The sequence below is a fragment of the Capnocytophaga cynodegmi genome (assembly GCF_002302475.1).
GTDB classification, from domain to species: domain Bacteria; phylum Bacteroidota; class Bacteroidia; order Flavobacteriales; family Flavobacteriaceae; genus Capnocytophaga; species Capnocytophaga cynodegmi.
Window position 1 is genome coordinate 1,809,829 of the sequence record NZ_CP022378.1, and the last position, 25,297, is coordinate 1,835,125.

The 25,297-nt window shown below is 34.9% G+C and carries 21 protein-coding genes and 1 other RNA gene; 14 read left to right on the forward strand and 8 right to left on the reverse strand.

Annotation, left to right across the window (positions count from 1 at the left end; genetic code table 11):
• Nucleotides 1-49: 49 nt before the first annotated feature.
• Together CGC48_RS08070 and CGC48_RS08075 are read right to left on the reverse strand one after the other, a co-directional pair.
• Nucleotides 50-814, reverse strand: coding sequence for an exodeoxyribonuclease III (locus tag CGC48_RS08070; RefSeq protein ID WP_098029175.1), 765 nt, complete (start codon nucleotides 812-814; stop codon nucleotides 50-52).
• A gap of 110 nt (nucleotides 815-924) precedes the next feature.
• Nucleotides 925-3,042, reverse strand: coding sequence for a peptidylprolyl isomerase (locus tag CGC48_RS08075; RefSeq protein ID WP_098029176.1), 2,118 nt, complete (start codon nucleotides 3,040-3,042; stop codon nucleotides 925-927).
• Nucleotides 3,043-3,341: 299 nt separating this feature from the next.
• Between CGC48_RS08075 and CGC48_RS08080 the strand changes: the two genes are divergently transcribed.
• The 11 genes from CGC48_RS08080 (at nucleotide 3,342) to CGC48_RS08130 (ending at nucleotide 13,955) form a co-directional block, all read left to right on the forward strand.
• The gene (locus tag CGC48_RS08080) at nucleotides 3,342-3,905 is read left to right on the forward strand and encodes a hypothetical protein (RefSeq protein ID WP_098029177.1); all 564 of its coding nucleotides are present in this window, start codon (nucleotides 3,342-3,344) and stop codon (nucleotides 3,903-3,905) included.
• Nucleotides 3,906-3,928: 23 nt separating this feature from the next.
• Nucleotides 3,929-4,618 carry an LOG family protein gene (locus tag CGC48_RS08085; protein ID WP_018279259.1) on the forward strand — a complete coding sequence of 230 codons (690 nt, stop codon included), beginning with the start codon at nucleotides 3,929-3,931 and terminating at the stop codon, nucleotides 4,616-4,618.
• Nucleotides 4,619-4,626: 8 nt separating this feature from the next.
• The gene (locus CGC48_RS08090) at nucleotides 4,627-5,034 is read left to right on the forward strand and encodes a hypothetical protein (RefSeq protein WP_013997262.1); all 408 of its coding nucleotides are present in this window, start codon (nucleotides 4,627-4,629) and stop codon (nucleotides 5,032-5,034) included.
• A 233-nt stretch (nucleotides 5,035-5,267) separates the two neighbouring features.
• Nucleotides 5,268-5,960 (forward strand): DUF6261 family protein, encoded by a 693-nt coding sequence (locus tag CGC48_RS08095; RefSeq protein ID WP_018279258.1) that lies wholly within the window; start codon nucleotides 5,268-5,270, stop codon nucleotides 5,958-5,960.
• An 80-nt stretch (nucleotides 5,961-6,040) separates the two neighbouring features.
• A complete protein-coding gene (locus CGC48_RS08100) occupies nucleotides 6,041-8,221 on the forward strand; it encodes a S46 family peptidase (RefSeq protein WP_394336571.1) in 2,181 nt (726 codons plus the stop codon).
• A 154-nt stretch (nucleotides 8,222-8,375) separates the two neighbouring features.
• Nucleotides 8,376-9,035, forward strand: coding sequence for a deoxyribose-phosphate aldolase (gene deoC, locus CGC48_RS08105; RefSeq protein ID WP_098029178.1), 660 nt, complete (start codon nucleotides 8,376-8,378; stop codon nucleotides 9,033-9,035).
• A gap of 85 nt (nucleotides 9,036-9,120) precedes the next feature.
• Nucleotides 9,121-9,597, forward strand: a complete 477-nt coding sequence (locus CGC48_RS08110; RefSeq protein WP_098029179.1) for a CvpA family protein — start codon at nucleotides 9,121-9,123, stop codon at nucleotides 9,595-9,597.
• Nucleotides 9,598-10,113: 516 nt separating this feature from the next.
• Entirely contained in the window at nucleotides 10,114-11,166 is a 1,053-nt protein-coding gene (locus CGC48_RS08115) for an NAD(P)/FAD-dependent oxidoreductase (RefSeq protein WP_098029180.1), read from the forward strand.
• Between the two features lie 41 nt (nucleotides 11,167-11,207).
• Nucleotides 11,208-12,314 (forward strand): hypothetical protein, encoded by a 1,107-nt coding sequence (locus tag CGC48_RS08120; RefSeq protein ID WP_018279253.1) that lies wholly within the window; start codon nucleotides 11,208-11,210, stop codon nucleotides 12,312-12,314.
• A 3-nt stretch (nucleotides 12,315-12,317) separates the two neighbouring features.
• Complete coding sequence (locus tag CGC48_RS08125) at nucleotides 12,318-12,647, forward strand: 2Fe-2S iron-sulfur cluster-binding family protein (RefSeq protein ID WP_018279252.1); 330 nt, start codon at nucleotides 12,318-12,320, stop codon at nucleotides 12,645-12,647.
• A gap of 78 nt (nucleotides 12,648-12,725) precedes the next feature.
• The gene (locus CGC48_RS08130) at nucleotides 12,726-13,955 is read left to right on the forward strand and encodes a BaiN/RdsA family NAD(P)/FAD-dependent oxidoreductase (protein ID WP_098029802.1); all 1,230 of its coding nucleotides are present in this window, start codon (nucleotides 12,726-12,728) and stop codon (nucleotides 13,953-13,955) included.
• Between the two features lie 74 nt (nucleotides 13,956-14,029).
• Here CGC48_RS08130 and rny read toward each other — a convergent pair whose 3' ends face one another.
• The 5 genes from rny to mfd form a co-directional block, all read right to left on the reverse strand.
• Nucleotides 14,030-15,601 (reverse strand): ribonuclease Y, encoded by a 1,572-nt coding sequence (gene rny / locus CGC48_RS08135; RefSeq protein WP_098029181.1) that lies wholly within the window; start codon nucleotides 15,599-15,601, stop codon nucleotides 14,030-14,032.
• Nucleotides 15,602-15,653: 52 nt separating this feature from the next.
• Nucleotides 15,654-15,760: non-coding RNA, 6S RNA (gene ssrS / locus CGC48_RS08140), on the reverse strand.
• A gap of 60 nt (nucleotides 15,761-15,820) precedes the next feature.
• Nucleotides 15,821-16,108, reverse strand: a complete 288-nt coding sequence (locus tag CGC48_RS08145; protein WP_018279249.1) for a cell division protein ZapA — start codon at nucleotides 16,106-16,108, stop codon at nucleotides 15,821-15,823.
• Between the two features lie 8 nt (nucleotides 16,109-16,116).
• Nucleotides 16,117-16,407: a hypothetical protein gene (locus CGC48_RS08150; RefSeq protein ID WP_018279248.1), complete on the reverse strand. Its 291-nt coding sequence runs from the start codon at nucleotides 16,405-16,407 to the stop codon at nucleotides 16,117-16,119.
• 113 nt (nucleotides 16,408-16,520) lie between these two features.
• Entirely contained in the window at nucleotides 16,521-19,856 is a 3,336-nt protein-coding gene (gene mfd, locus CGC48_RS08155; protein ID WP_198537134.1) for a transcription-repair coupling factor, read from the reverse strand.
• A gap of 287 nt (nucleotides 19,857-20,143) precedes the next feature.
• Between mfd and pruA the strand changes: the two genes are divergently transcribed.
• The 3 genes from pruA to CGC48_RS08170 all read left to right on the forward strand — a co-directional run bounded on the left by pruA (nucleotide 20,144) and on the right by CGC48_RS08170 (nucleotide 24,413).
• Nucleotides 20,144-21,769 carry an L-glutamate gamma-semialdehyde dehydrogenase gene (gene pruA, locus CGC48_RS08160; RefSeq protein WP_098029182.1) on the forward strand — a complete coding sequence of 542 codons (1,626 nt, stop codon included), beginning with the start codon at nucleotides 20,144-20,146 and terminating at the stop codon, nucleotides 21,767-21,769.
• 521 nt (nucleotides 21,770-22,290) lie between these two features.
• Nucleotides 22,291-23,049 (forward strand): DUF6261 family protein, encoded by a 759-nt coding sequence (locus CGC48_RS08165; RefSeq protein WP_098029183.1) that lies wholly within the window; start codon nucleotides 22,291-22,293, stop codon nucleotides 23,047-23,049.
• 185 nt (nucleotides 23,050-23,234) lie between these two features.
• The gene (locus CGC48_RS08170) at nucleotides 23,235-24,413 is read left to right on the forward strand and encodes an aspartyl protease family protein (RefSeq protein WP_098029184.1); all 1,179 of its coding nucleotides are present in this window, start codon (nucleotides 23,235-23,237) and stop codon (nucleotides 24,411-24,413) included.
• Between the two features lie 171 nt (nucleotides 24,414-24,584).
• Here CGC48_RS08170 and CGC48_RS08175 read toward each other — a convergent pair whose 3' ends face one another.
• Complete coding sequence (locus CGC48_RS08175) at nucleotides 24,585-25,277, reverse strand: 5'-methylthioadenosine/adenosylhomocysteine nucleosidase (RefSeq protein ID WP_098029185.1); 693 nt, start codon at nucleotides 25,275-25,277, stop codon at nucleotides 24,585-24,587.
• Between the last annotated feature and the right edge of the window lie 20 nt (nucleotides 25,278-25,297).

Below are 25,297 nucleotides of genomic sequence, written 5' to 3' on the forward strand. Positions count from 1 at the left end.
GTCGTTGCTATTGATTATCTCTCGCTTTTTTTGACTTCTTCTTGGAATATTAATCTTCAATCTCCACCAAAATGGGGCAATGGTCGCTGTGTTTTGCTTCATGGAGAATTAAGGCTCGTTGCAGTCGATTTTCGAGAGGTTGTGCAACTAAATTGTAATCAATTCGCCAACCTTTATTGTTGTTACGAGCATTTGCACGGTAACTCCACCACGAGTAATTGTGAGGTTCTTTGTTGAAGTGACGAAAGCTGTCAATAAATCCACTTTTTATAAAATTGTCAAGCCATTCACGTTCCACAGGTAGGAAGCCAGAAACATTGGCGTTTCGTATGGGGTCGTGAATATCAATAGCCTGATGACATATATTATAATCACCACAGATTACCAAGTTTGGGTGTGATACTTTTAGCTGGTTGATATAGTTTTGAAAATCATCCATAAAGGTGAATTTGAAGTCTAATCGTTCAATGTTTGTGCCAGATGGTAGGTAAAGGCTCATTACCGAAACTGTATCAAAGTCAGCACGTAATATGCGTCCTTCAGTGTCCATATAGTTGATGCCACTTCCTACTTCAACGTGATTGGGTTTTATTTTGGATAGTATCGCAACTCCGCTATATCCTTTTTTTTCGGCACTATGCCAATATTGGTATTTGTATCCTAAATCTTCAAAAGCCGTTTTTTCAATTTGTGATTCCAAAGCTTTGATTTCCTGCAAACAAAGTACATCAGGATTGGCATTTTTTAGCCATTCTGTTAGTCCTTTTGCCATTGCAGCACGTACGCCATTTACATTGTAAGATATGATTTTCATTAGTTACTTATTTGGGTTGGCAAATGTAAAAATTTTTAGTAATAAAAATATATCACGAAATAAAAAAGGAAGGTAAATTTACCTTCCTTTTTTTGCTTTTTGATTATCTTTTAGTAGAATAGACTAAGATTTTCTTTTATCTCAGCTGAATTTTTAAGAGCATTCAAAACTTCTTCTGATGCACGGCTTAATTTTAAGCCCTCCAAAGTTTTTGCAAATGATTTGTAGTTGTCAATTGCAGGAGCTTTCGTAGTAGAAGTAACCTCAATTACGTAAACGCCATTTTCTCCTTCAATAGGCTTAGAAACCTGCCCTTGTTTCAAAGAGAAGGCAGTACCTACAACTCTTGGTTCACGTCCCTCACCGATAATTGTTGGATTGTTCATTGATAAACCTGTAGCTGTTTTTACCTCACCTTTGTTTGCAGAAGCAATAGCATCTAATGAATTTCCTTTGGCTTTTTCAGCAAGAATTTCGGCTTTTTTCTGACGGATTAAAATTGGTTTTACAATAGGAGAAGCGTCTTGAACAGAGCTAATTCCTTTTTCACCTTTTTTGGTAAGTTGAGCCACGATATAGTTTCCTCCTGAAGTAAACTTACGAATATCACCTACTTTGCTATCTTCTTGGAAAATCCATTGTACAATGGCACGATTGTTTCCTAAACCTATGATATACTCATCGTTTTGTTTAAGATTATCAGCACGAAGTACAGATAAATCAGATTTTTTGGCAACTTCACTGAAATTTTTAACATCAGCCAATGCGTCAATTTCGAACTTAGAAACTTTTGAGAATAACTCATTTAATGTAGCTTCAGAAGGTTCAATTTTGCGTGTGATGGTTGCAATTTGCACAGCATCAGTCTTTTCTGCAATTCTCACTACGTGAACGCCAAAATCAGTTTCAACAATTCCGATATGCCCTGTTGGATTTGAGAAAACAAATTCTTCAAAAGGTTTAACCATTCTTCCTTTTGTGAAAAAACCTAAATCGCCTCCACTATAAGCAGCTCCAGGTTCTTCTGAATTTTCTCTTGCTAACGCAGCAAAATCGGCACCAGAGGCCTGTGCAAGAGCTAATATTTCTTTGGCTTTTGCTTGAGCTTCTTCTTTAGTACGTGTAACATTCTGGTTTGCAGCTTGGCTTCCTGTGTAAGGAATTAAAATATGACTTGCTTTTACAGCTCCATTAGCTTCTTTGGCAATCATACGAGAAAGTTTCAAGCTACCACCATCTTCATATGGTCCGAAAACTTTTCCAATAGGAAGTATGAATAAAGTATCGGAATAACTGGAAGATAGTTGTTCTTTAGTCACAAATAAAGAATCGTAAGGAGTATCAGAATGTTTATCAACAAACTCACGAATTTTTGTCGTTTTTGCAAAACCTGCAATTGTGTCATTTGAATTTGTTTGGTTATTAAAAACAACTTCTGGAGAAAGCAATTTGTTTAAAGCCTCTCTACTTGCTTGAATATCACTATCTGAAGCCTTTTCATTAACAACTATGTATTGAATGTTACGGAAAGTTTCTTGCTTGAATTGTTTTTCGTGTTTGTTAATGTATGATTTTATTTCGCTATCAGTTACAGTAATTGTACTATCAGGAATTGAGCTATACTGCAAAGCCACGAATTTTATATCTGCTTTGTCTTGCTCTTGATGGTAAGCAATTTCTGCTTCAGCATTAGTAGCTCCCAATCCTCCACGTATCAAACTGAAGTACATTTGTTGCTTAGCTCCCTCAATAAGAGCTTCTTCTTGCATTTTCCATTGTTGGTAAGCCTGAGGATTAGTTGCTTTTAGGGTAGCTAAATAATTGATGAATTTTGATGAGTCAAAAACGCCAAATTCATTTGTGAATTCTTGATTTTGAGCTATTGGGCTTTTTGATAGAATAGAAATGATTTGGTCTTTTTCAACACTTAGTCCTAATTTTTCAAATTGTTGTTTTAGAAGAATGTTACGAACATTTTGTTCCCAAACGTATTTTGCAGCTTCAATGGAACTTGCCTGTCCGTTTGCATTTTGAATGGTAGCTTCTACTTGGTAGCGGAAAGCATCAATAGAAACATCTTCTCCGTTAACGGTTCCTACTTCTGTGGGGTGCGAATTGCTAAATCTTCCTGAACCAATAAAGTCAGAGATTACAAAAGCAAACAACGCTAACCCAATAATCACGATGAGAAATACTGTACGGTTTCTAATTTTTTCAAGAACTGCCATCTTTCGTTATGTAATTTTAGTATTATTAATTTAGTGGGCGAAAGTAATACTTTCTGAGCAATAATAAAAATATCTTTTCAATATTTTTTAAAAAAGGATTTTTACAGACTTTTTTAGTTCATTTCAAACGAAAGAAATAGATGAATTCCAACCTTTGTTCAATCACCAGTTTTATTTGAAGAGGAAGTTTTGATTTTAAATTTCTGAAGATTTTTTAAAAATACAGCCAAACAAAGTTATTTAAACTACCGGTTTTGAGTCGTTTTTTTATATATTTGCCTCTTTAATTTAAATTTTCTATGAAAAAACTTTTTATCGGTGTTTTTACGCTATTAGGATTTGCGGTGGTTCAAGCACAAAATGCAAGTGTTGAAAAAGATATTATTGGCATTCAAGTTGGGTTGTTCGGAGCAAATGCTTACAACGAACATAAACTCTCTGATGCTGTGGCACTGCGTTCACAATTGAGTTTACACGTAGGTTTCTGGACAGGGACAATGTATGAAAAGACAGGCTTTTTGCTAATTCCTGCTGCTTCGCTCGAAGGTAAATGGTACTACGGATTAAATCGTCGTGTGAAGAAAGGAAAAAACACCAAAAATAATAGCGGAAACTATTTTTCACTTCGGGCTGAATATTTCCCTAATTGGTTTATCATCTCCAATTATAATGATATAACTAATAATAATAACTCTATTAGCATAATGCCTACTTTCGGTATTCGTCGTAGTTTTGGCAGAAATTTCAATTACGAATTCAACGTGGGATATGGTTATTCGCAAACACTGGGTAAAAATCCGAATAGCAAAGGAGGGGCTTTTTCGTTGAGCTTTAAAATAGGATATGATTTTTTTAAACGATAAATAAACATTTAAATATACTTTCTATGAATAAAAAACAACATTCTAAAGTTTGGAATGAGATTAAAACCAATGATTCTTGGTCAATTTTTAAAATAATGGGAGAATTCGTAAACGGATACGAAAAACTCAGTGAAATAGGTCCGTGTGTATCTATTTTTGGTTCGGCTCGTACCAAATCCGATAGCAAATACTACAATTTGGCGGTGGAAATCGCTGAAAAAATCGTGGAGTCGGGCTTTGGAGTGATTACAGGCGGTGGACCCGGTATTATGGAAGCCGGAAATAAAGGAGCGCGTAAAGGAAATGGCTCGTCAGTTGGGCTAAATATCGACCTACCTTTTGAACAACACGATAATCCGTATATCGACAGAGATAAAAATTTGAATTTCGATTACTTTTTTGCTCGTAAAGTAATGTTTGTTAAGTATTCACAAGCATTCGTTGTGATGCCAGGAGGATTTGGGACAATGGACGAACTTTTTGAAGCTATCACGCTTATTCAAACTCAAAAGATTGATAAATTCCCGATTATTTTGGTTGGAAGCGAATTTTGGAAAGGACTTGTGGATTGGTTTCAAAAAACACTTTTGGACGAATTTCAAAACATTTCTCCCGAAGATATGTTCCTTTTCAAAGTTGTTGATACAGCAGATGAAGTTGTCGATATTATCGAAAAATTCTATCTAAAATATAATCTTCGACCTAATTTTTAGTAAAACTTATGAAGTCAAAATTACCTATTTCCGCAATTGTAGGCACGGTCTCTGTGGTGGTTATCATCATTGTGGTGATGATGTTTGGATTGCCTATTTACAACGTGTGGCAACAAGAAATGGCTGGTAAGGCTGAAATGGCAAAAGCTGAACAAAACCGAAAAATTCTTATTGAAGAAGCCAAAGCTCGATTGGAAGCCGAAAAACTTAACGCTCAGGCTGAAATTGAGAGAGCAAGAGGTATGGCAGAAGCAATGAAAATCGAAAACGGAACGCTCAATTCGGTTTATAATCAGTATTTATTTATCCGAACGCTCGAAAAATTGGCAGACAAAGGCAATCTTCCGCAGATTATTTATATGCCTTCCGAAGGATTAGTTCCCGTGATGGACGTTTCTAAAAACAAAACTGAATAAGGCATCAATCAGGCAAAACAATGCCGTGACTAAATAGTTAAACCTCTGTTTGCGTTGTTTAGGTGGATAACTATTTAGTGATGATTACCTAAGGATTGCAGAAAAGTGTAATCATTTAGTTAAAAGTTTCTTCCGAAAGAAGATATAAATCACTTTTTAGTCGGAGGCTTCCGCAAGATGAAGCTACTAATGACTAAAAAATCATACACTGAATTACTCAAAATTTATATACAATGAAACGATTATTAACAATAGTACGTGTTTCCGAATTGGCTGATATAGCTCATCGTTTGGTGGGGCTTTTTCATCAGGAAAATGAATTACAAACAGATGCTTTTTTGAAAAATCTGTTTGAGAAAATTGACACACAGGCTACGGCACTTTCGGTGGCTATCAAAAAAGAAGTTGCCGTTTCCAAGTTGGAAGAAGCGGACAATCTGCGTGACGAAACGATTATGAATTTAAGCAACATATTGCTGGGTTATCGCTCGATGCGTTCGCCTGAAATCCGTGAAAGTGCCGAAAAACTATATGCTGTTTTTGACCGTTACGGAACGAAAATCACACGTGAAAACTACTCGAGCGAATCGGCACATATCGAATCGCTTTTACGAGATTTTTCCGCCACCGAGTTGCAAGAAGCTATCGGAAAACTTTTGGGAGTATCCGATACGATAGAAGAGCTTCGCACCCGTCAGACGGCTTTCCATACCGAGCGAATGGCGTACGAAAAGTCTGTTTCCGAACAAGAATTCGACGAGTCGGCAACAGCTCTGAAAAAACCTTTATTGGGGCTTATCAATACAAAATTGATTAGTTATCTGGCTGCTTTACAGGAAGAAAGTACTTACACTAACTTCTCGAAAGTGGTTTCACAAGTAATTGATGATGCCAATACTACCATCAATCGCCGAGGGAAAAAGTAGCTTTTTTGTACTTGATTGTAGGTGTAGCTAACCTATTCATACTGAAAAACATAAAAAATAAATCAATGACGATACAAATGATGAAATACGTAAAACTTTTATTACTACTTTGCTCGGTTTCATTCTATGCACAACAGGGCGGAATGTGGATTCCTTCGCTTTTGGAGGGAATGAATGAAAAAGAAATGAAATCGCTGGGAATGAAGATGTCAGCAGCAGATATTTACAGCGTGAACCATTCTTCACTTAAAGATGCGGTGCCGCACTTTGATGGCGGTTGTACTTCCGAGGTAATTTCTCCAAAGGGGTTGTTACTTACCAATCATCACTGCGGATATGGCGAAATTCAGTCGCACTCCACGGTTGAAAACGATTATTTGGCAAATGGCTTTTGGGCGAAAACTCTTTCCGAAGAATTGCCTAACCCTGGTGTGAGCGTTACGTTTATCGTTCGTATTGAAGATGTTACGGCTACTATTGTCAAAGGCACGGAAAGTCTTTCTGTTGAGAGCGAAAAAGCCAAAATCATCGAAAAAAACATTGCTGAATTGGTTAAAACATCACCCAAAGAGGTGTGGCAGGAAAATCGCGTACGAGCTTTCTATAACGGAAATCAATATATTTTGTTCGTGGTAGAAAACTTTAAAGATGTGCGTTTGGTGGGAGCTCCGCCGTCTTCTATCGGAAAATTTGGCTCAGATACAGATAATTGGGTGTGGCCACGACATACGGGAGACTTTGCTCTTTTCCGCATCTATGCCGATAAGAATAATCGTCCTGCCGAGTATTCCAAAGATAACGTACCTTACACGCCCAAGCATTATTTTCCAATTTCGTTGGACGGCATTTCCGAAGATGACTTTACGATGGTTTTCGGTTACCCAGGGCGTACGCAAGAGTACCTTCCAGCAGTTGCTGTTCAGCAAATTGTTGATGTGTTGAACCCTGCAAAAATCGGAATTCGTGATGTGGTGTTGAAAGTACAAGACGGCTATATGCGTAAAGACCAAGCCATTAAGATTAAATATGCTTCTAAATACGCACGAGTAGCAAACTATTGGAAAAAATGGATTGGCGAGAGTCAAGGTTTGAAAAAATCAGGGGCGGTAGCTTTAAAGAAAAAGCAAGAAAGCATCTTCCAAAAGAATGTTGAAAAGGCTGGAAAATCAGCAGCGTATGGGCATTTACTTTCTGATTTTGCTAAAAAATATCAAGAAATTGAGCCGTATGCCTTAGCTAATGATTTATTTAGTGAATTTGCGTTGAGAAATATTGATTTTCTTACCAATGGTTATCGCATTTGGCAATTACAAAACGTTTTGCAAAATCGTGGTGTACAATCGTTTGAAGATAGAAAAAAGAATTTACAATCGACTTTCAAAGGTGTGTTTAAAGATTATGAAAAGTCGGTAGATAAAGATGTTTTTGAAAAAGCAGTAGTTTTCTATGCACAGCATATGCCGAAACAATTCCTAACCGAAAAGTTACAAAATTTTGATGCAAAAACATTGGCGGAAAGCCTTTACGAAAAGTCATTGTTAGCCACCGAAGCAGGAGTAGAAAAATTGCTTACTGCTTCGCCTGAAACCTTTGAGAAATTGGTAAAAAATGATGTGGGAATGCAATTCGTTTCCGAGCTGATAAATAGTTTTGCGAAAGAGGTTGCTCCAACTTATGGGCGTTTGAATGCGGATATTGAGGCTTTGCAACGTACGTATATGAAAGCTATTTTGGAGTTTTCAAAGCCTGAGGATAGAATTTTCCCTGATGCAAATAGTACATTACGTGTTACTTACGGAAAAGTAAAAGGATATGCCCCTGCCGATGCGGTATATTATAGCCCTGTAACCTATTTGGAAGGTGTGATGGAAAAATACGTTCCGAACGATTACGAATTTGATGTTCCGCAGAAATTACGTGACTTGTATGAGAAGAAAGATTTTGGAGCTTACGCAGACAAGAACGGAAAAATGCCTGTTTGCTTCATCGCTACCAATCATACCACAGGCGGAAATTCGGGAAGTCCTGCTATTGATGCACACGGAAATCTCATCGGACTTAATTTCGACCGCGTTTGGGAAGGTACAATGAGCGATATTCATTACGACCCTGAAATTTGTCGTAATATTATGGTGGATATTCGTTATGTTCTATTCATCATCGATAAATATGCAGGAGCAAAACACCTCATTGACGAGATGAAATTGGTGCATCCGAAGAAGAAAACTTCTTCTAAAAAATCAAAGAAAAAACGTAAATAAAATGTTTGTATAAAATTACAAGAGCTTTCGTGTTAATTAATACGGAAGCTCTCGCTTTTTGTTACTAAAAACAGCTTTTTTCTTTGTTTATCATTGTTCAAAAAATAAATCGTAACTTTGCGAAGTTTAATTTTTTTTAAAATATACAACAAATATGAAACTAAATAAATTTATTGACCACACACTTCTGAAAGCTAATGCAACTATTTCAGAAATTGAAACACTTTGTAAAGAAGCTGTTACGTATGATTTTTTCTCTGTTTGCGTGAATAGTGCATTTGTGCCGTATGCTAAAGATTTTTTAAAAGGTACAGATATTAACGTATGTAGTGTTATTGGTTTCCCTTTGGGAGCTATGAGTTTGAAATCCAAAGTTTTTGAAACAGAACAAGCTCTTGCAGATGGGGCAAATGAAATAGATATGGTAATTAATGTGGGACTTTTAAAATCGGGAGAGGTTGATAAAGTTCGTGAAGAAATTGCTCAAATTAAGAAAGCTTGTGGAAATAACGTACTGAAAGTGATTTTAGAAACTTGCTATCTTACCGATGAAGAAAAGAAATTGGCTTGTAAACTATCTGTAGAGGCAGGTGCTGATTTTGTGAAAACTTCTACAGGATTTGGTACAGGAGGAGCAACTCTTTCGGACGTTCAGCTTATGAAAGAAGTCGTAAACGGAAAGGCTAAGATTAAAGCTTCAGGAGGGGTTCGAGATTTTCAAACAGCAAAACAATACATTGATTTGGGAGTAGAACGCATCGGAACTTCCAACGGAATTGCCATTGTCACGGGTGGTACAGGGATAGGATATTAAATTGATATTGTTAGAAATATGATAATTTAAGGAGTTATTCTATAATGCATGAATTATCATATTTTCGTTTTTACGATAAAACGTTATGAATACAGTAGATATTATATTATTGATTTTCTTAGGTTTTGGCTTAATTCGAGGTCTTTGGAGAGGAGTTATTATTGAGTTAGCTTCGTTACTTGCCATTGTTCTGGGGATTTATGGAGCAATTCATTTTTCGTTCTATGTCGCTGGAATTTTGAATCAACATTTGTCGCTGGATAAGTCAACAACAGAAGCTGTTTCATTTGCTTTTACATTAGTACTTATTATGTTGATTGTTATGTTGTTGGCAAAGTTACTTACGAAGGTTGTGGAGTCAGTTTCTTTAGGGTTTTTGAATAGATTAGCTGGTGGAATTTTTGGTGTTTTAAAGGTGACTATTATCGCTGGTTCATTGTTCTTGATGCTTGAAAAAACGTGGCAGATAACGAAATGGATACCTGAAAAAACATTGCAGAATTCTGTGCTTTACGAACCTATAAAAAGTGTAGGGGAGTTGTTCTACAAAAATATTTTTTAAGTGGAAGTTTTGTTTATTTCTGAAAATAAAAGCTAATTAAATGTTAAAAATGTTTTTTGTTGATTATATTTAGTAATGTAGCTTGAAAATACTGAAATGAATACGTACATTTGCGGAGGTTTATCGTTATCTGAGGAGTTAAATTTGACTCAAGTAAAGAACTACTCTTATCAATCTTAAAATTATACAGATATTGAAAAAGAGTATTTTTCATAGATAAAATACAGAAAATAATTTTTGGGAAGTGATGTTGTGAGAAGGGGATAGGCAGTATTTTTTGGACTTTCCCAAAGCCAAGATAAAAGTATAATACTTCATATTTACCACACAACTGTGGTTATTTTTTTAAGACAAGTTTTCAGAAGTTTGTCTTTTCTTCCTAAATTCTTAATTCTGTTTTGTTTGTAAAATGACTGAAGGAAAAATTTGAGTTTTTCTAAAAGTTGAAAATATTTTTGAATATAAATTGTTAAAATAAAGCGACTTATTATAGTACGGAGTTTTTTGAAATAAAAAATGAAAGAAACAGATATAATTATCGTAGGAGCAGGACCTACAGGGCTTTTTGCGGTATTTGAAGCAGGATTGTTGAAGTTGAAGTGTCATTTAATAGATACATTACCACAGCCGGGAGGGCAGTTAGCAGAGTTATATCCTAAAAAACCTATTTTCGATATTCCTGGCTATCCGAGTGTAGGAGCAGGTGAACTTGTTGACAATTTGATGGAGCAAATCAAGCAATTCCAGCCCGAATTCACGCTTTCTGAAACTGCTGAAACCATTGACAAGAATGAAGATGGAACCTTTGTAGTAACTACTAACAAAGGAACGAAGATTAAGGGAAAAGCTGTAGCTATTGCAGGAGGTTTAGGTACTTTTGAGCCACGTAAACCAGAATTGAATAATCTTGCAGAATATGAAGAAAAAGGATTAGAATATTTTGTGAGAAATCCAGAGCAGTATGCAGGAAAACGTGTTGTAATTGCAGGAGGAGGAGATTCTGCTTTGGATTGGAGTATTTATCTGGCAAATATTGCAAAATCAGTGACTTTGGTTCATCGCCGAAATGAATTTCGTGGAGCATTGGATTCTGTTGAAAAGGTAAAAGTACTTAAAGATGTAGGCAAAATCAATTTGATGACTCCTTGCGAAGTGGTTGAAATTAAAGGCAATGGAAAGGTGGAATCACTTGTTTTGGAGAAAGAAGGAATTCAGCAAGAAATAGAAACCGATTATTTTATTCCGTTGTTTGGACTTACTCCCAAGTTGGGGCCTATCGCTAACTGGGGATTAGAAATCGAAAAGAATGCTATTAAAGTAAATAATGCCCTTGATTACCAAACAAATATAGAAGGAATTTATGCTATTGGGGATATTAATACATATCCAGGTAAGCTGAAATTAATCCTTTGCGGATTTCACGAAGCTACATTGATGTGTCAAAGCATTTATAATCGATTGAATCCAGGGAAAAAATACGTTCTTAAATATACAACTGTGGCGGGTGTTGATGGCTTCGATGGGAGTCGAAAAGAAGCCGAAAAAGCCGTCGTAAAATCGATAGAGTAAAAAAAAATTGAAAAGCATATAGTACTAACGAAAGATTGATGATGATGAGAAAAATAAACAAATGCTACTTATTTGCCCTACTATTAACAATAAGTATAAGTACACTACAAGCTCAAACAGATACAATAAGCCCTAAGAGATTATCACTAAAAGGAAAAGTTAAGAAAATTGAAGATTTTTCCTACTTTTTGGAAGCAAATCCAAAAGGAAAGAGAACAATTGATGGGAAAAGGTATAATATTTATCCTTTTGTAGAAGATTGGAATATAGAGAAAAACGAGTCAAAGTACACAAAAACAAATATTTCGTGTGAATTTGACAGGACAGGGAAAAATACCAATCTAGTTACCTATTATGCAGAGGGCAATCCTTTCAAAGAAGCCAATTTTGTGTATGATTTGGGAGGAAAATTGATTAAAAGTCAAACGAACATTAAAGTTTCCGACGGAAGTTTTGTAGTTAACAAAAAGTATGTCTACGATGATAATAAACGTTTGGTGAAAATTGATGAACACGATGGAAATCAGTTGCTTAAATCAGTTGTTTTTGCCTATGATAAGTTAGGGAATTGCATTGAAAAAAGCAAAAAAATGGAGATGCCTTTATCCTTTGAAGAGCAAATACAGGTTATTGAAAATCAAAAAGATTTTTCGGAGCGGACATCTATGGAGTATGTCAAAAAAGAAACCTATCAATACAACAAAGCAGGAAAGGTTACTCTTTCAGAAAAATCTTTTCCAGAACAGAAGGTTTTTTTAAGAACTGAAAATGAATACGATAAGAAAAATAAATTGATTAGGGCGAAGTTCTTAAATGAAGAAAATGAGGAAACAAATTGTTCTTATCAGTATGATGAAAAGGGGAGGTTGAAACAAACCATTTGCACGGCGAAAGATAATACCGATTTTTATTTGGAAATGAATATCGTTTATAAGCCGTCAGGAAAAGTAGAAACCATAAAAACAAGAACTGATGTGATTTCTAAAAAAGTGTTTGATGAAAATGGGTTACTCAAATTGCACAGAACTTCAGAATTTGATCATAAGTACAGGTATTCTTTCGACAGAAAAGGAAATTGGAAAGAAGCTGTCCTTTATGAGAATGGAATTCCTACCAAAATCAGAGTCCGAAAAATAGAATATTATTAAAAAATGAGTGATATAACACTTAAAATAACAGACCGAGATGGCGTGTCGCACGAATTGAAAGCTCCTACGGATATGAGTATGAATTTGATGGAGGTAATGAGGGCTTATGAAATTGCTCAAGATGGAGAAATAGGTGTTTGTGGAGGTATGGCAATGTGTGCGTCGTGTCAATGTTATGTGCAAAACGATGTGTTGTTGCCAGAAAAATCTGATGAAGAAGAGGCAATGTTATTTGAAGCATACCACGTGCAAGAAAATAGCAGATTGGGTTGCCAGATTCTCATCACAGAGGAAATAGATGGGTTGGAGGTGATTTTAGCACCTTATCCATAGTAGATTAAATTTTTCATAGTTTAAATGGGGGCGAATTTTGGTTCGCCCTTGTTTGTTGATGTAATTTTTGATAGAAATATGTACGATATATTAGTTATAGGAGGCGGTGCGGCAGGTTTTTTTACGGCAATTAATTCTGTGGAGAAGAATCCTTCTTTGAAAATTGCCATTTTGGAGAAAGGCAAAGATGTACTCACTAAGGTGCGAATTTCAGGTGGAGGACGTTGTAATGTAACACACGCCGAGTTCATTCCTCAGAATTTAGTGAAAAATTATCCACGAGGAGAAAAAGAACTTTTAAGTCCTTTTCATCGTTTTATGTGTGGCGATGTTATGGAATGGTTTGAAAGTAGGGGAGTTACGTTGAAAACTGAAGATGACGGACGGGTATTCCCTGCTTCCAATACATCTGAAACGATTATAAAATGTTTTCTTGAACAAGCTAAATTACATAAAGTAGAACTATTTACTGAACAAAATGTGACCGATTTTCATTATAATGAAAAATTCTGGGAAATAAGGACAACAAAACAAAAGTTTTTGGCTCGAAAATTGGTTGTAACAACGGGCAGTAATCCAAAAATTTGGAAAATTCTAACTTCTTTGGGGCATACGATTGTGGAGCCTGTACCTTCTCTATTTACATTTAATACGTCGGATAGTTTCATAAAAAAATTAGCAGGAATTGCAGTTAATGCAGAGGTCTTACTACGAGATAGGGAAAATAAAAGTTTGAAAATTAAAAATATATCTCCCGTTCTTATCACTCATTGGGGATTTAGCGGCCCTGCGATATTGAAATTGTCTGCTTGGGGAGCAAGAATATTGGCAGAACAAAATTATCAGTGCATTTTGGAGGTAAATTGGCTCGTTCAAGGTGAAGAAACTCTTAATCAGGAGGAAACTTTGCTTGTTTTACAAGAAACTAAAGAAAAACAAGCTCGAAAAATGTTGCAAAATACACCATTATTTCAACTTCCTAAACGATTGTGGGGTAATTTGTTACAGAAATCAGGGGTTTCTCCCAATGAGCTTTGGTCAGATTTAAGTAAGGTACAACTTCGTGTTTTAGCGGAAACACTGACTTGTTCAAGGTTTATGATTGACGGAAAATCTGTTTTTAAAGAAGAGTTCGTAACAGCAGGAGGTGTTTTACTCTCTGAAATAAATTTTAAAACATTTGAAAGTAAGTTTTTGAAAGATTTGTACTTGGCAGGAGAAGTGATTGATGTTGATGCTATCACAGGCGGATTTAACTTTCAAAATGCATGGACTGGAGCTTATTTGATATCTGAGGCTATTAGTTGATTTGAAAGTAAAACAGCCCATTTCTTATAAAAAAAACAGGCTGTTTTCCGCTTTAATAACTATGAAAACAAAACTTATTTAGCAATATTTACGGCTCTTGTTTCTCTAATAACAGTGATTTTTACCTGTCCTGGGTAAGTCATATCTGTTTGGATTTTTTGTGAAAGATTGAATGACAATTCAGCAGCTTTATCGTCGCTAACTTTCTCACTTTCAACAATTACACGTAATTCACGTCCGGCTTGAATAGCATATGCCTTTTTAACTCCTTGGAAAGAAAAAGCAGCGTCTTCCAAATCTTTCAAACGTTGAATGTATGAATCTAATACTTGGCGACGAGCTCCCGGTCTTGCTCCACTAATAGCATCACAAACTTGAACGATAGGTGAAAGTAGTGAAGTCATTTCAATTTCGTCGTGGTGAGCTCCAATAGCATTACAAACTTCAGGTTTTTCTCCATATTTTTCAGCCCATTCCATACCTAATATAGCGTGAGGTACTTCAGTTTCAACATGTGGAACCTTACCAATATCGTGCAACAACCCAGCGCGTTTTGCAAGTTTTACGTTTAATCCTAATTCAGCAGCCATCAGTCCACATAACTTTGCTACTTCACGTGAGTGTTGGAGCAGATTTTGTCCATATGAGGAGCGATATTTCATACGTCCAACACATTTAACAAGTTCTGGGTGTAGTCCGTGTATTCCTAAGTCAATCACAGTACGTTTACCAATTTCTACTATTTCGTCTTCAATTTGTTTAGTTGTTTTTTCAACAACTTCTTCAATACGAGCAGGGTGAATGCGTCCGTCTGTAACCAATTTATGTAGTGAAAGTCGTGCGATTTCTCTGCGGACAGCATCAAAACAAGATAAAATAATAGCTTCGGGGGTGTCATCTACAATAATTTCAACACCAGTCGCCGCCTCCAAAGCACGAATATTTCGACCTTCACGCCCAATGATGCGTCCTTTTATATCATCTGATTCTAAGTTGAAAACAGAAACACAATTGTCAATTGCTTCTTCTGTTCCTATTCTTTGTATGGTGTTGATAATTATTTTTTTAGCTTCTTGTCGAGCGGTTAATTTAGCCTCTTCTATGGTACTTTGAATGTAAGCCATTGCATCGGCTTGAGCTTCACTTTTTAGTGAATCTGTAAGTTGTGTTTTTGCTTCCTCTGCTGAAAGTCCAGAGATAAGTTCTAACTGTTTTACTTGGTTTTTGTGCAAACGCTCAATTTCTTCTTGTTTTTTGTCAATGTTTTGTAAGCGTTGTTCAACATCTTTGTTTTTGTTGTCTAACTCTTCTTTAAGACGTTTGTTTTGAGCTAATTCGTTAGAAACTTGTGATTCTTTATCACGAATGCGTTTTTCGGCTTCTGCCATTTTCTTGTCTTTACTCGCAATTACTTTTTCGTGTTCAGATTTCAGTTCTAAGAATTTCTCTTTTGCCTGTAAAATTTTATCTTTTTTGATGTTTTCAGCTTCATTTTTAGCGTCTTTCAGTAGTGTAGAGGCTTCTGTTTGAGCATTTGAAATAATTTTTGAAGCATTTTTCTTTTCTAATACTTTTGCAATTGCAAACCCGATAACTAATCCGAAGATGGCCGCAATAACAATTCCTAATATAAGTGTCGTTGTCATTTGTTAATAAAAAATTATATATAAAAAAAGCCTACATTGATAAGAGTTTTGTAAACTCCTAAAAACAGGTTTAGGGCTACTGAGTTGGTCAAGTATCCGTTCTAGGACGGCTCGCTTTAACAACTCCACTTACCCTTTATTAGGTTGTAAATGTTGAGTTTACTAAAAAGTGCAATCAATGTAGGCAGTAACTTTGCTATTCTAAAGAACTTATTTTATTTAAATAATGGAATCCATTATTCTACTAATATTTTCCAATTTTTCTTTGATTGTTAAATCTTGGTTATTTTCATCAATCTTAGTTTGCTCAATTTTTGTTGCTAAAACAATGGTACACATTGCCAAAGCGTCTCTTTTATCTTTCAACTCATAGTTTCGTTCAAAATTATGAATCATCTCATTAATCTCCTTTGCAGCTTTTCTGAATCCTTCTTCTTGTTGAGGCTCAATAACCAACGGATAAACTCTGTCAGCTATAGAAAGCTTTATTTTCAAGGTATCATTCATTATTGAAACTATTTTGAAAGCTGAGCGATACAAGTATCAATCTCGCGAATTAAAGAGTTTATTTTTAATTTCGCCTTTGCTTTATCTTCATTACTGCCAAGAATACTATTTGCAATTTTTGCGGCTTCATTTTTTTCTTTCCAAACTAAAACTTCCCTTTCTAAATTTTCTTTTTCTTTGGTAAGAATTTCTATTGTTTGGTTAAGTTTTTGATTTTCAGATTTTAGTTCATCTACTTTTTCTTTCAAAGAAGTCGCTTTTTCCTCAAGTAACTCCACCAAATTACTTATGTTATTCATTGCAAATTCTTTAATATTCTCTGGTTTGCAAAGTTAAAACAGAAATATGTAAAAAACAATTTTTTAATCAACTAATTACTTTCGTAGTTGAGTTTATCATTTATTTATGAATTTTATTTTTCAAGTAATCGCATAATATTTAAAGCTTTATCTATTGAGGTTATACCTTCAAAGATAAGCAACAACCGTAGTCCGTTGCGGGTTTCTTTTTCTTGCATTTTGCATCGGTCGGGGTGGCATTGCACAAATTGCAATACTTTTTGAAAACGAGAACTTTGATAAAACGGACTTTCTTGGTCGGAAATAAAATATCCTGTCATTTTTCCGTTTTTCATTACTAATTTTTCGATTCCCATTTTGGTTGCAAACCATTTCAGACGTACGCTATTGAGTAAATCGACAGCCTGAGGAGGCAATTGCCCAAAACGGTCAATCAGATTCTTTTCGTAGGTTAGTAAATCGGCTTCCGAACTGATGTTACTTAGCTCGTTGTAAAGGTTTAATCGTTCCGCAACTCGGTTTACGTAAGTATCTGGAAATAAAAGCTCAAAATCACTATCAATTTGTGTGTCATTTAGATATGATTTGTCTTCTTCCTTCGTTTGATACAATTCCGAAAACTCGTTTTCTTTCAGCTCTACGATGGCTTCTTGCAAAATTTTCTGATAGGTTTCAAATCCGATTTCGTTAATGAAACCACTTTGTTCTCCACCGAGCAAATCACCCGCTCCTCGTATTTCCAAATCCTTCATCGCAATATTGAACCCGCTTCCTAAGTCCGAAAATTGAGCAATGGCTTGTATTCGTTTACGAGCATCATCGCTCATCGCTACAAACGGAGGTGTGATGAAATAACAGAAGGCTTTTTTGTTGCTTCGTCCCACACGTCCACGCATTTGATGTAGGTCGGACAAGCCAAAATTATGAGCGTTATTGATGAAAATCGTGTTGGCATTAGGCACATCTAAACCACTCTCGATGATGGTCGTTGCTACCAAAACGTCATAAGCTCCGTCCATAAAGGCAAGCATTGTTTCCTCGAGTTTTTTGCCGTCCATTTGCCCGTGACCTACGGCTATTTTGGCATCAGGAACGAGTCGTTGTAGCATTCCTGCCACTTCACGGATATTTTCCACTCGATTATTGATGAAAAATACCTGTCCGCCTCGCTGAATTTCGTAAGCAACGGCATCACGGATAATTTCTTCATTGAAATGGATAACTTGACTATCAATAGGATATCGATTTGGTGGAGGTGTATTGATTACTGACAAATCCCTTGCTGCCATCAAACTGAATTGCAATGTTCTTGGAATTGGAGTTGCCGTAAGTGTCAGTACGTCAAGGTTTTCTTTCAGCGTTTTGAGTTTGTCTTTCACACCCACACCAAATTTTTGCTCTTCATCAACGATTAGAAGTCCTAAATCTTTGTATTTAACACTTTCATTTACAATTTGATGTGTTCCTATGATGATGTCCAGCGAACCTTTGGCGAGTTCTTCCAGAATGTTTTTTTTCTCTTTTGCCGTTCGGAATCGATTTAAGTAATCAATCCTCACCGGAAAATCTTTCATTCTGCTGCTAAATGTCTGATAATGTTGAAATGCCAAAATGGTTGTAGGTACCAAAACGGCTACTTGTTTTCCGTTATCAACCGCTTTAAAGGCTGCCCGAATGGCAACTTCTGTTTTTCCAAAGCCAACATCGCCACAAACGAGCCTATCCATTGGTTTCGGACTTTTCATATCGGCTTTGACTTCGGCAGTAGCTTTGCTTTGGTCGGGCGTATCTTCGTAAAGAAAAGAGGCTTCCAATTCGTTTTGCAGATAACTGTCGTGAGCAAAGGCAAAACCGCTAGATTCTTTCCGTTTGGCATACAATTGAATAAGGTTGAAGGCGATTTCTTTAACCCGAGCTTTTGTCTTCTTTTTCAGGGCCTTCCACGCTCCCGAACCTAGTTTGTAAATCTTCGGAGGTTTGCCGTCTTTGCCGTTGTATTTCGTAATTTTATGTAGGGAATGAATGCTGACAAAAAGTACATCGCGGTCGCCATAGATAAGTTTGATGGCTTCCTGCATTTTGCCTTCTACTTCAATTTTTTGTAATCCTGCAAACTTCCCGATGCCGTGGTCGATATGCGTAACATAATCACCAACAGTAAGTTGAGTGAGCTCTTTAAGCGTAATGGCTTGTTTTTTAGCATATCCATTTTTTAGGTGGAACTTATGATAACGTTCAAAAATCTGATGGTCGGTAAAGACGTTGATTTTATTGTCCGAATCCACAAACCCGCTGTGTAGCGATAAAATGGCGGTTTGATAATGCACTTTTTGTTCCATTTCTTTGAAAATATCATCAAAACGCTTTGCTTGTTGCTCGGTGGAACAAATAATGTAATTGGTAAAACCTTCTTCGTGTTTCTCGTTTAAATAGCTGATTAATAGTTCAAATTGCTTATTGAATGCAGGTTGTGGATTAGTTCTAAAAACGATTTTTTCTGAAGAAAATAATGAGTTCGCTCCTGTGAAAATAGATTGAAAAGAGCCGATACGTTCCAAAAGTTCATTACTTTGACAGAAAAGTACTTCGGGAGCGATATGTTTGACTTCGTTCGATAGTTTTTCGTAAATTTCAACGGATTTATTAAATAATTTATCGATTTTTTGAGGAAAACTATCAATATCCTTGGCGATGAAAAGCGTTTCTCCCGAAATGTATTCCAAAATGGACTGCCTTACTTCTTCATTTTCCTTATTTTCGATGTTTGGGATAATCGTAATTTTTGATAATTGTTGTGTAGAAAGCTGTGTTTCAACATCAAAAGTTCGGATACTTTCGATTTCATTGCCGAAAAACTCAATGCGGTAAGGTTCGTTGTTCGAGAAAGAAAAAACATCAACAATACCACCACGAACTGAAAACTCCCCAGGTTCGGTGACGAAATCTGTTCGGTTGAAATTGTAAGTAAAAAGCATTTCATTGAGGAAATCCAAAGATAAAGAGTCTCCTTTTTTTATTTTTAAGGTGTTCTTTTCGAGTTGTTTGCGAGTAATTACCTTTTCAAAAAGAGCCTCAGGATAACTCACCACAATCAAAGGCGTTTGATGTGAACCCAATCGGTTTAACACTTCGGCACGAAGCAATACATTGGCGTTATCCGTGTCTTCAATCTGATACGGACGGCGGTAGCTGTCGGGGAAAAATATTACGTGTTCATCGCTCAACAGGCTTTCCAAATCATTCAGAAAATAGGCTGCTTCTTCTTTATCCGAAAGCATCACAAACAAATTTCGTTTCGTATTTCGGAAAAGATTGGTAATGACAAATGATAATGAAGCTCCTGATAAATGATTGATAGTTAAACAACGTTCGCCTTCGTTTATTTTTGAAAGCAATTCGGTATATGATATATTTTCAGAGGTCTTTTGAAGAATAGGATTCGTTTTCACAAAAATTTTTCTGCAAAATTACTATTTATTTTTCAGAATGAAACAAAGAGAAATTAGTTTTTGTCTGGAAAATACAGAAGATTAAGACGCATTTTAGGGTTTTCTTAAACGATTTTTCACAAATTATCTCTTTTTTTATATGGTTAAAAAACAGATAAATTCAAAAACAATGTTTCTTTTTTTTGCGGTTTGTGTTTTTTTCTTAACTTAGCCGAAACAAATAAAAACGTGAAAGAAAACATTTGATTACTTTTACGTAATTTCATCAATTTAAAATAGTAGTAACAATGGGAAAAGGATTTTTTAAAGTGCCAAAGGCTGTGAACGAGCCTGTAAAATCATATGCCAAAGGAACACCTGAAAGAGAGGCAGTTCTGAAAGCATATAAAGAACTCTGGAACAATTCCGTAGATGTTCCTTTGTATATCGGGGCAGACCAAATCAAAACAGGGAAAACTAAAAATATGATTGCTCCGCACGACCATCAACACGTGGTAGGAACATATCATCTTGCGGAAAAACAACACGTGGAGAAAGCAATTGCAACTGCTTTGGAGGCCCGTAAGAAATGGGCGGCACTTCCTTGGCAAGAGAGAGCGTCCATTTTTTTGAAAGCAGCTGAACTCATCGCGGGACCTTATCGAGCGAAAATCAATGCCGCTACAATGATTGCACAATCCAAAACAATTCATCAGGCGGAAATTGACTCGGCTTGTGAACTTATCGACTTTCTTCGGTTCAACATAGAATTTATGGCAAATATCTACAACGACCAACCAATATCATCAGAAGGAATTTGGAATAGAGTAGAATATCGTCCTTTAGAAGGATTTGTATATGCAGTTACGCCTTTCAACTTTACAGCCATCTCAGGAAATTTACCAGCTAGTGCCGCTCTGATGGGGAACGTAGTAATTTGGAAGCCAAGTAACGCCCAAGTATTTTCAGCCAATGTAATTATGGAAATTTTTAAAGAGGCTGGACTTCCCGACGGGGTAATCAACTTTATTAACGGCGACGCTACAATGATAACCGAAACATTGTTAGCAAGTCCTTATTTCGCTGGAATTCATTTTACAGGGTCAACAGGTGTGTTCCAAGATATCTGGAAAAAAATAGGCAATAACATACATAATTACAAGACCTATCCGAAAATAGTAGGCGAAACTGGAGGTAAAGATTTCATCGTTGCACATCCATCGGCAATTTCTAAACAAGTGGCAACGGCAATCACGCGTGGGGCATTCGAGTTTCAAGGACAAAAATGTTCAGCAGCATCGCGGGTATATCTTCCCAAATCGAAAGCTGATGAAATTTTGAATTTTGTTAAAGAAGATGTACAATCTTTCAAAATGGGGTCACCAGAGGATATGGAAAACTTTATTACTGCTGTGATTCACGAAAGTTCGTTCGATAAATTAGTTAAGTATATTGACCAAGCGAAAAAAGACAAGGACGCTGAAGTGTTTGTTGGGGGTAACTACGATAAATCGAAAGGATACTTTATTGAACCTACCGTTATTGTAACTACAAATCCGAAATATACAACAATGGAAACGGAGCTTTTTGGTCCGGTGGTTACAGTATATGTATATGACGACAACCAATGGGAAGAAACACTCAAATTAGTAGATGAAACTTCGGAGTATGCACTTACAGGGGCTGTTTTCTCACAAGATAGATATGCTCTTAACCAAGCAATCAAGGCGTTGGAAGATGCAGCTGGTAACTTCTATATCAATGACAAGCCAACTGGAGCTGTGGTAGGGCAACAACCTTTTGGTGGAGCTAGAGCATCAGGAACTAATGATAAAGCAGGTTCAGCTCAAAACTTATTGCGTTGGGTTTCTCCTCGATTGATTAAAGAAACCTTTGTTCCGCCTGTAGATTATCGTTATCCATTTTTAGGTTAAGAAATCTCAAATAATAAATCTTTGTCAGAAAACTATTTTGGCAAAGATTTATTTTTATAAAAGAATAACATATTTAGAAGCATATTTTCTATACTATAGAAAAAATATTCTGAAAATTAAGATGATTATTTTTTGATGTGATAATGAAATTAATACTATGAAATGATTTTCTCAAATTGGGTAGATGAAAAATGAGTTGTGTAGATGAAATCTCATATCGAGAAAATATAAATTGTATTTTTTTTAATTTTTCTTTTCTTTGTTTTTATTGATTTTATTATTATTTAGTTAATTATAAAAGAAGATTTTTAAAATAAATTTTTGTGTATAATTTTTCAAAGTGAGATGTATTTGTTTTAAAATAGTTTTTATTTTCCTGCTTTGTATTTTATATAAAATAGAATTGATGGTTGATAAAACAAACTATTTTTATATGCATAATGAAAATATTGATAATATCTTATTTTGAAAAATTGTAAAATATAAATCGATTGAGTATAACTATAAAAAAATAACTTACTATGAAAAATTTAAAGTTAATAACCATTCATCTTCCCAGTTTAAAAAATGCAGAGTTTGCACAATTGTTAGTTCGTTTTTTTGAGGATTTTGAAAAATCGGGATTGGATATAGAAACAGATGCTGATTTTAAAAGATTGTTTGAAGAAATTAAAACTAAAAAACCTATCTTTGATGAAACAATAGACCAAGTTCGTGGTAATGCTGACTCTACCAAAATATTACAAGCTCATAAAGAACGTAAGTTTTCTTTAAAATCATTTAAGTCGGCATTAAATGCATATAAGTATTCAAGTAATCAAAAGGAAAAAGATGCATACACAAGTATAAATTTGCTCCTTGCAGAATATAAGGGCGTAGAAAATGAAGGATATGAGCAAGTAACATATCGTTTTGCAAATCTCACAGAGAGACTACAAAATGAAGAATATAAAAATCAGGTTAAAGAATTATCTTTGGCTAAATTTATTACAAATCTGTCAGAAGCAAATCGTCATTTTAATGAACTATTTGCTAATCGTTCTTCTCAATTATTGAAAAAACCTACTTATAATGTAAAGGAACTCAGAAAAGAAATTACTACTATTTATAAAGATTTGTCGGATTATATCTATATTTTAGCTCGTGTGCGTGATGATGAATTTTTTGTAAAATTACTTGGTGTTGTTAATAATGGTCGTAAATACTTTGATGATATGATTATCGCCAGACGGAACGTAGCTAAAATGACTTCAAAAAAAGATAAAAACAAAACCGAATAAAATATTCTAATTAAATTATTAATTGTAGATTTGGACTTTATCTTTTGTTTAAAGACTTTAGTAAGTGATTTTTGTGTGCATAATAATCATTTAAGTATTATCACATTACTAACTAAAGTCTTTATTTATTTTTTTATTATATTTACAATTATATAAAAACTAAACAATAATGTAAAGAATTAAGTATGAGAAGTAAAAGTATATCTTATATTTTTTTAGTAGCTATTTTATGTATAAATTTTAGTTGTAAATCTCCTGTAAAGATATTGAAAAAAGGAGAAGTAATCATTACTGAAAATATAATGAAAGTTCCAATTGATATTAAGACAAAATTACCTTTTGTAAAAGTAGAAATAAATGGAAAAGAGTATAATTTTTTATTTGATACCGGAGCTATGACTTGTATTAGCTTCGATTTATATAAAGAACTTCAACTAAAATCAAAAAGTATTTATAATATATATGATTCACAAGGGAACGAAAAAGAAGAAATGATAACTATACTCCCGCAGTTAAAAATGGGTAGTATTTTGATGAAAAATGTAGGTTGCGTTGTAATTAATTTTGATTCTTTTGAATTTAAATGTACAAAGATTGATGGAGTTATTGGGTCTAATCATATCAAAGATTTGTTTGTTAAGGTTAATAATCAAGAAAAGGTTATTGAATTTACAAAGGACTTTTCTCTTTTAGATAAAATAGGATTTGATAAAGAATGGGACTTTATTGAAGATAAACAATACAGACCTATACTAATTTCAAACTTTTATGGTAAAAAAATGGGTTTTGTATTTGATACTGGAGCTAATTCATATATAGATATAACTAAAAAATTTGTTGATGAAGTAAAAGATAGTATCAAATCACCTATTATTACTTTCGAGGGGCATAATTCTGTAGGGATTTATGGAAAAGATAAAAAGAATAAATATATATACTATTTTAAACCTGAACAACTTGAAATATCTGACCATTCTTTCAATGGTGAATTAGTTTCTACAGGTTCTAGTAATCTTATTGGCAATGATTATTTAGAACATTTTGACTACATTTTAGACTGGAAACATAAAAAAATATATTTCAAAGAACTTGATAGACCCAATACAAAGAAAATTTTTTCTTTCTCACCTGGTTATTCAGATAATAAATTCATTGTTTCATCTATTTTAAAAACAGAAAATCATCCTCTCCGTTTGGGAGAAGTTATCGTAAGTATAAATGGGCAAAAAATAGATAAAATGTCGCAAGAAGAGTTATGCAATCTATTCTTAAACAATTATAAATTGGATACTATAACAATAGAAGTTCTAAGAGATAATCAAGTTTTGCCTTTCACATTTACAAGAGAAGATTTTTTCAAGTAGTAATGCAGTAAATTAATATAAGATATTCATTTCTAAAAAATAGAAAACACAAATAAAAAACCTGTTTCTTAATCAAGGAACAGGTTTTTTATTATATGGTTCAAGATGATAGAATTTTAAATATTTCTCTCTTGAACTGATAATTTTTAATGATGTATAATTTTGAAAAAATTAGTTTGCTATATGTTTGATAATATCAATATTAATTTCTGCGGATAATTTTCCTGCTTCTACCACAAATTTTTCATAGGAAATGGCGTTTCCTTCTCCAGCCTTGTCCGAAATAGCACGAAGCATAATAAATGGCGTTTTGAGAAGATGACAAGTTTGTGCAATTGCTGCCGCTTCCATTTCAACGGCTAATGCTTGAGGGAAGAAAGCCTCAATCTGTTTCAATCGAGCAGGGTCGGAAATGAAAGCATCGCCACTGACAACCAATCCGCAATGTAACTGATTGCTATGCTTTCCTGCAACTTCTTTTGCTATGGAAAACCATTTAGTATCGGGCAAATAGGCAGGAGGCATCTGAGCTTGTTGCCCAATTTCGTACCCAAAAGCTGTAACGTCCACATCGTGATGACGTACTTCGGTGGCTAAAATAATATCGTGTACAGATGAAGTTCCTAATCCACCCGCTGTTCCCGTGTTGATGATAACATCAGGTTGAAAATGCTCAATAAGCAACGTAGTAGCCACAGCAGCACTTACTTTTCCTATCCCTGATAGCAAAACGACCACAGAAACATTGTTTATCAATCCCTCGTAAAATGAAAAGGAGCTAATTTGGGTTGTTTTTATGTTCGTTAATTCTTTTTTTAACGTATTTATTTCAAGCTCCATAGCCCCTATAATGCCTATCTTCATAGTATTAACTGAAAAAATGT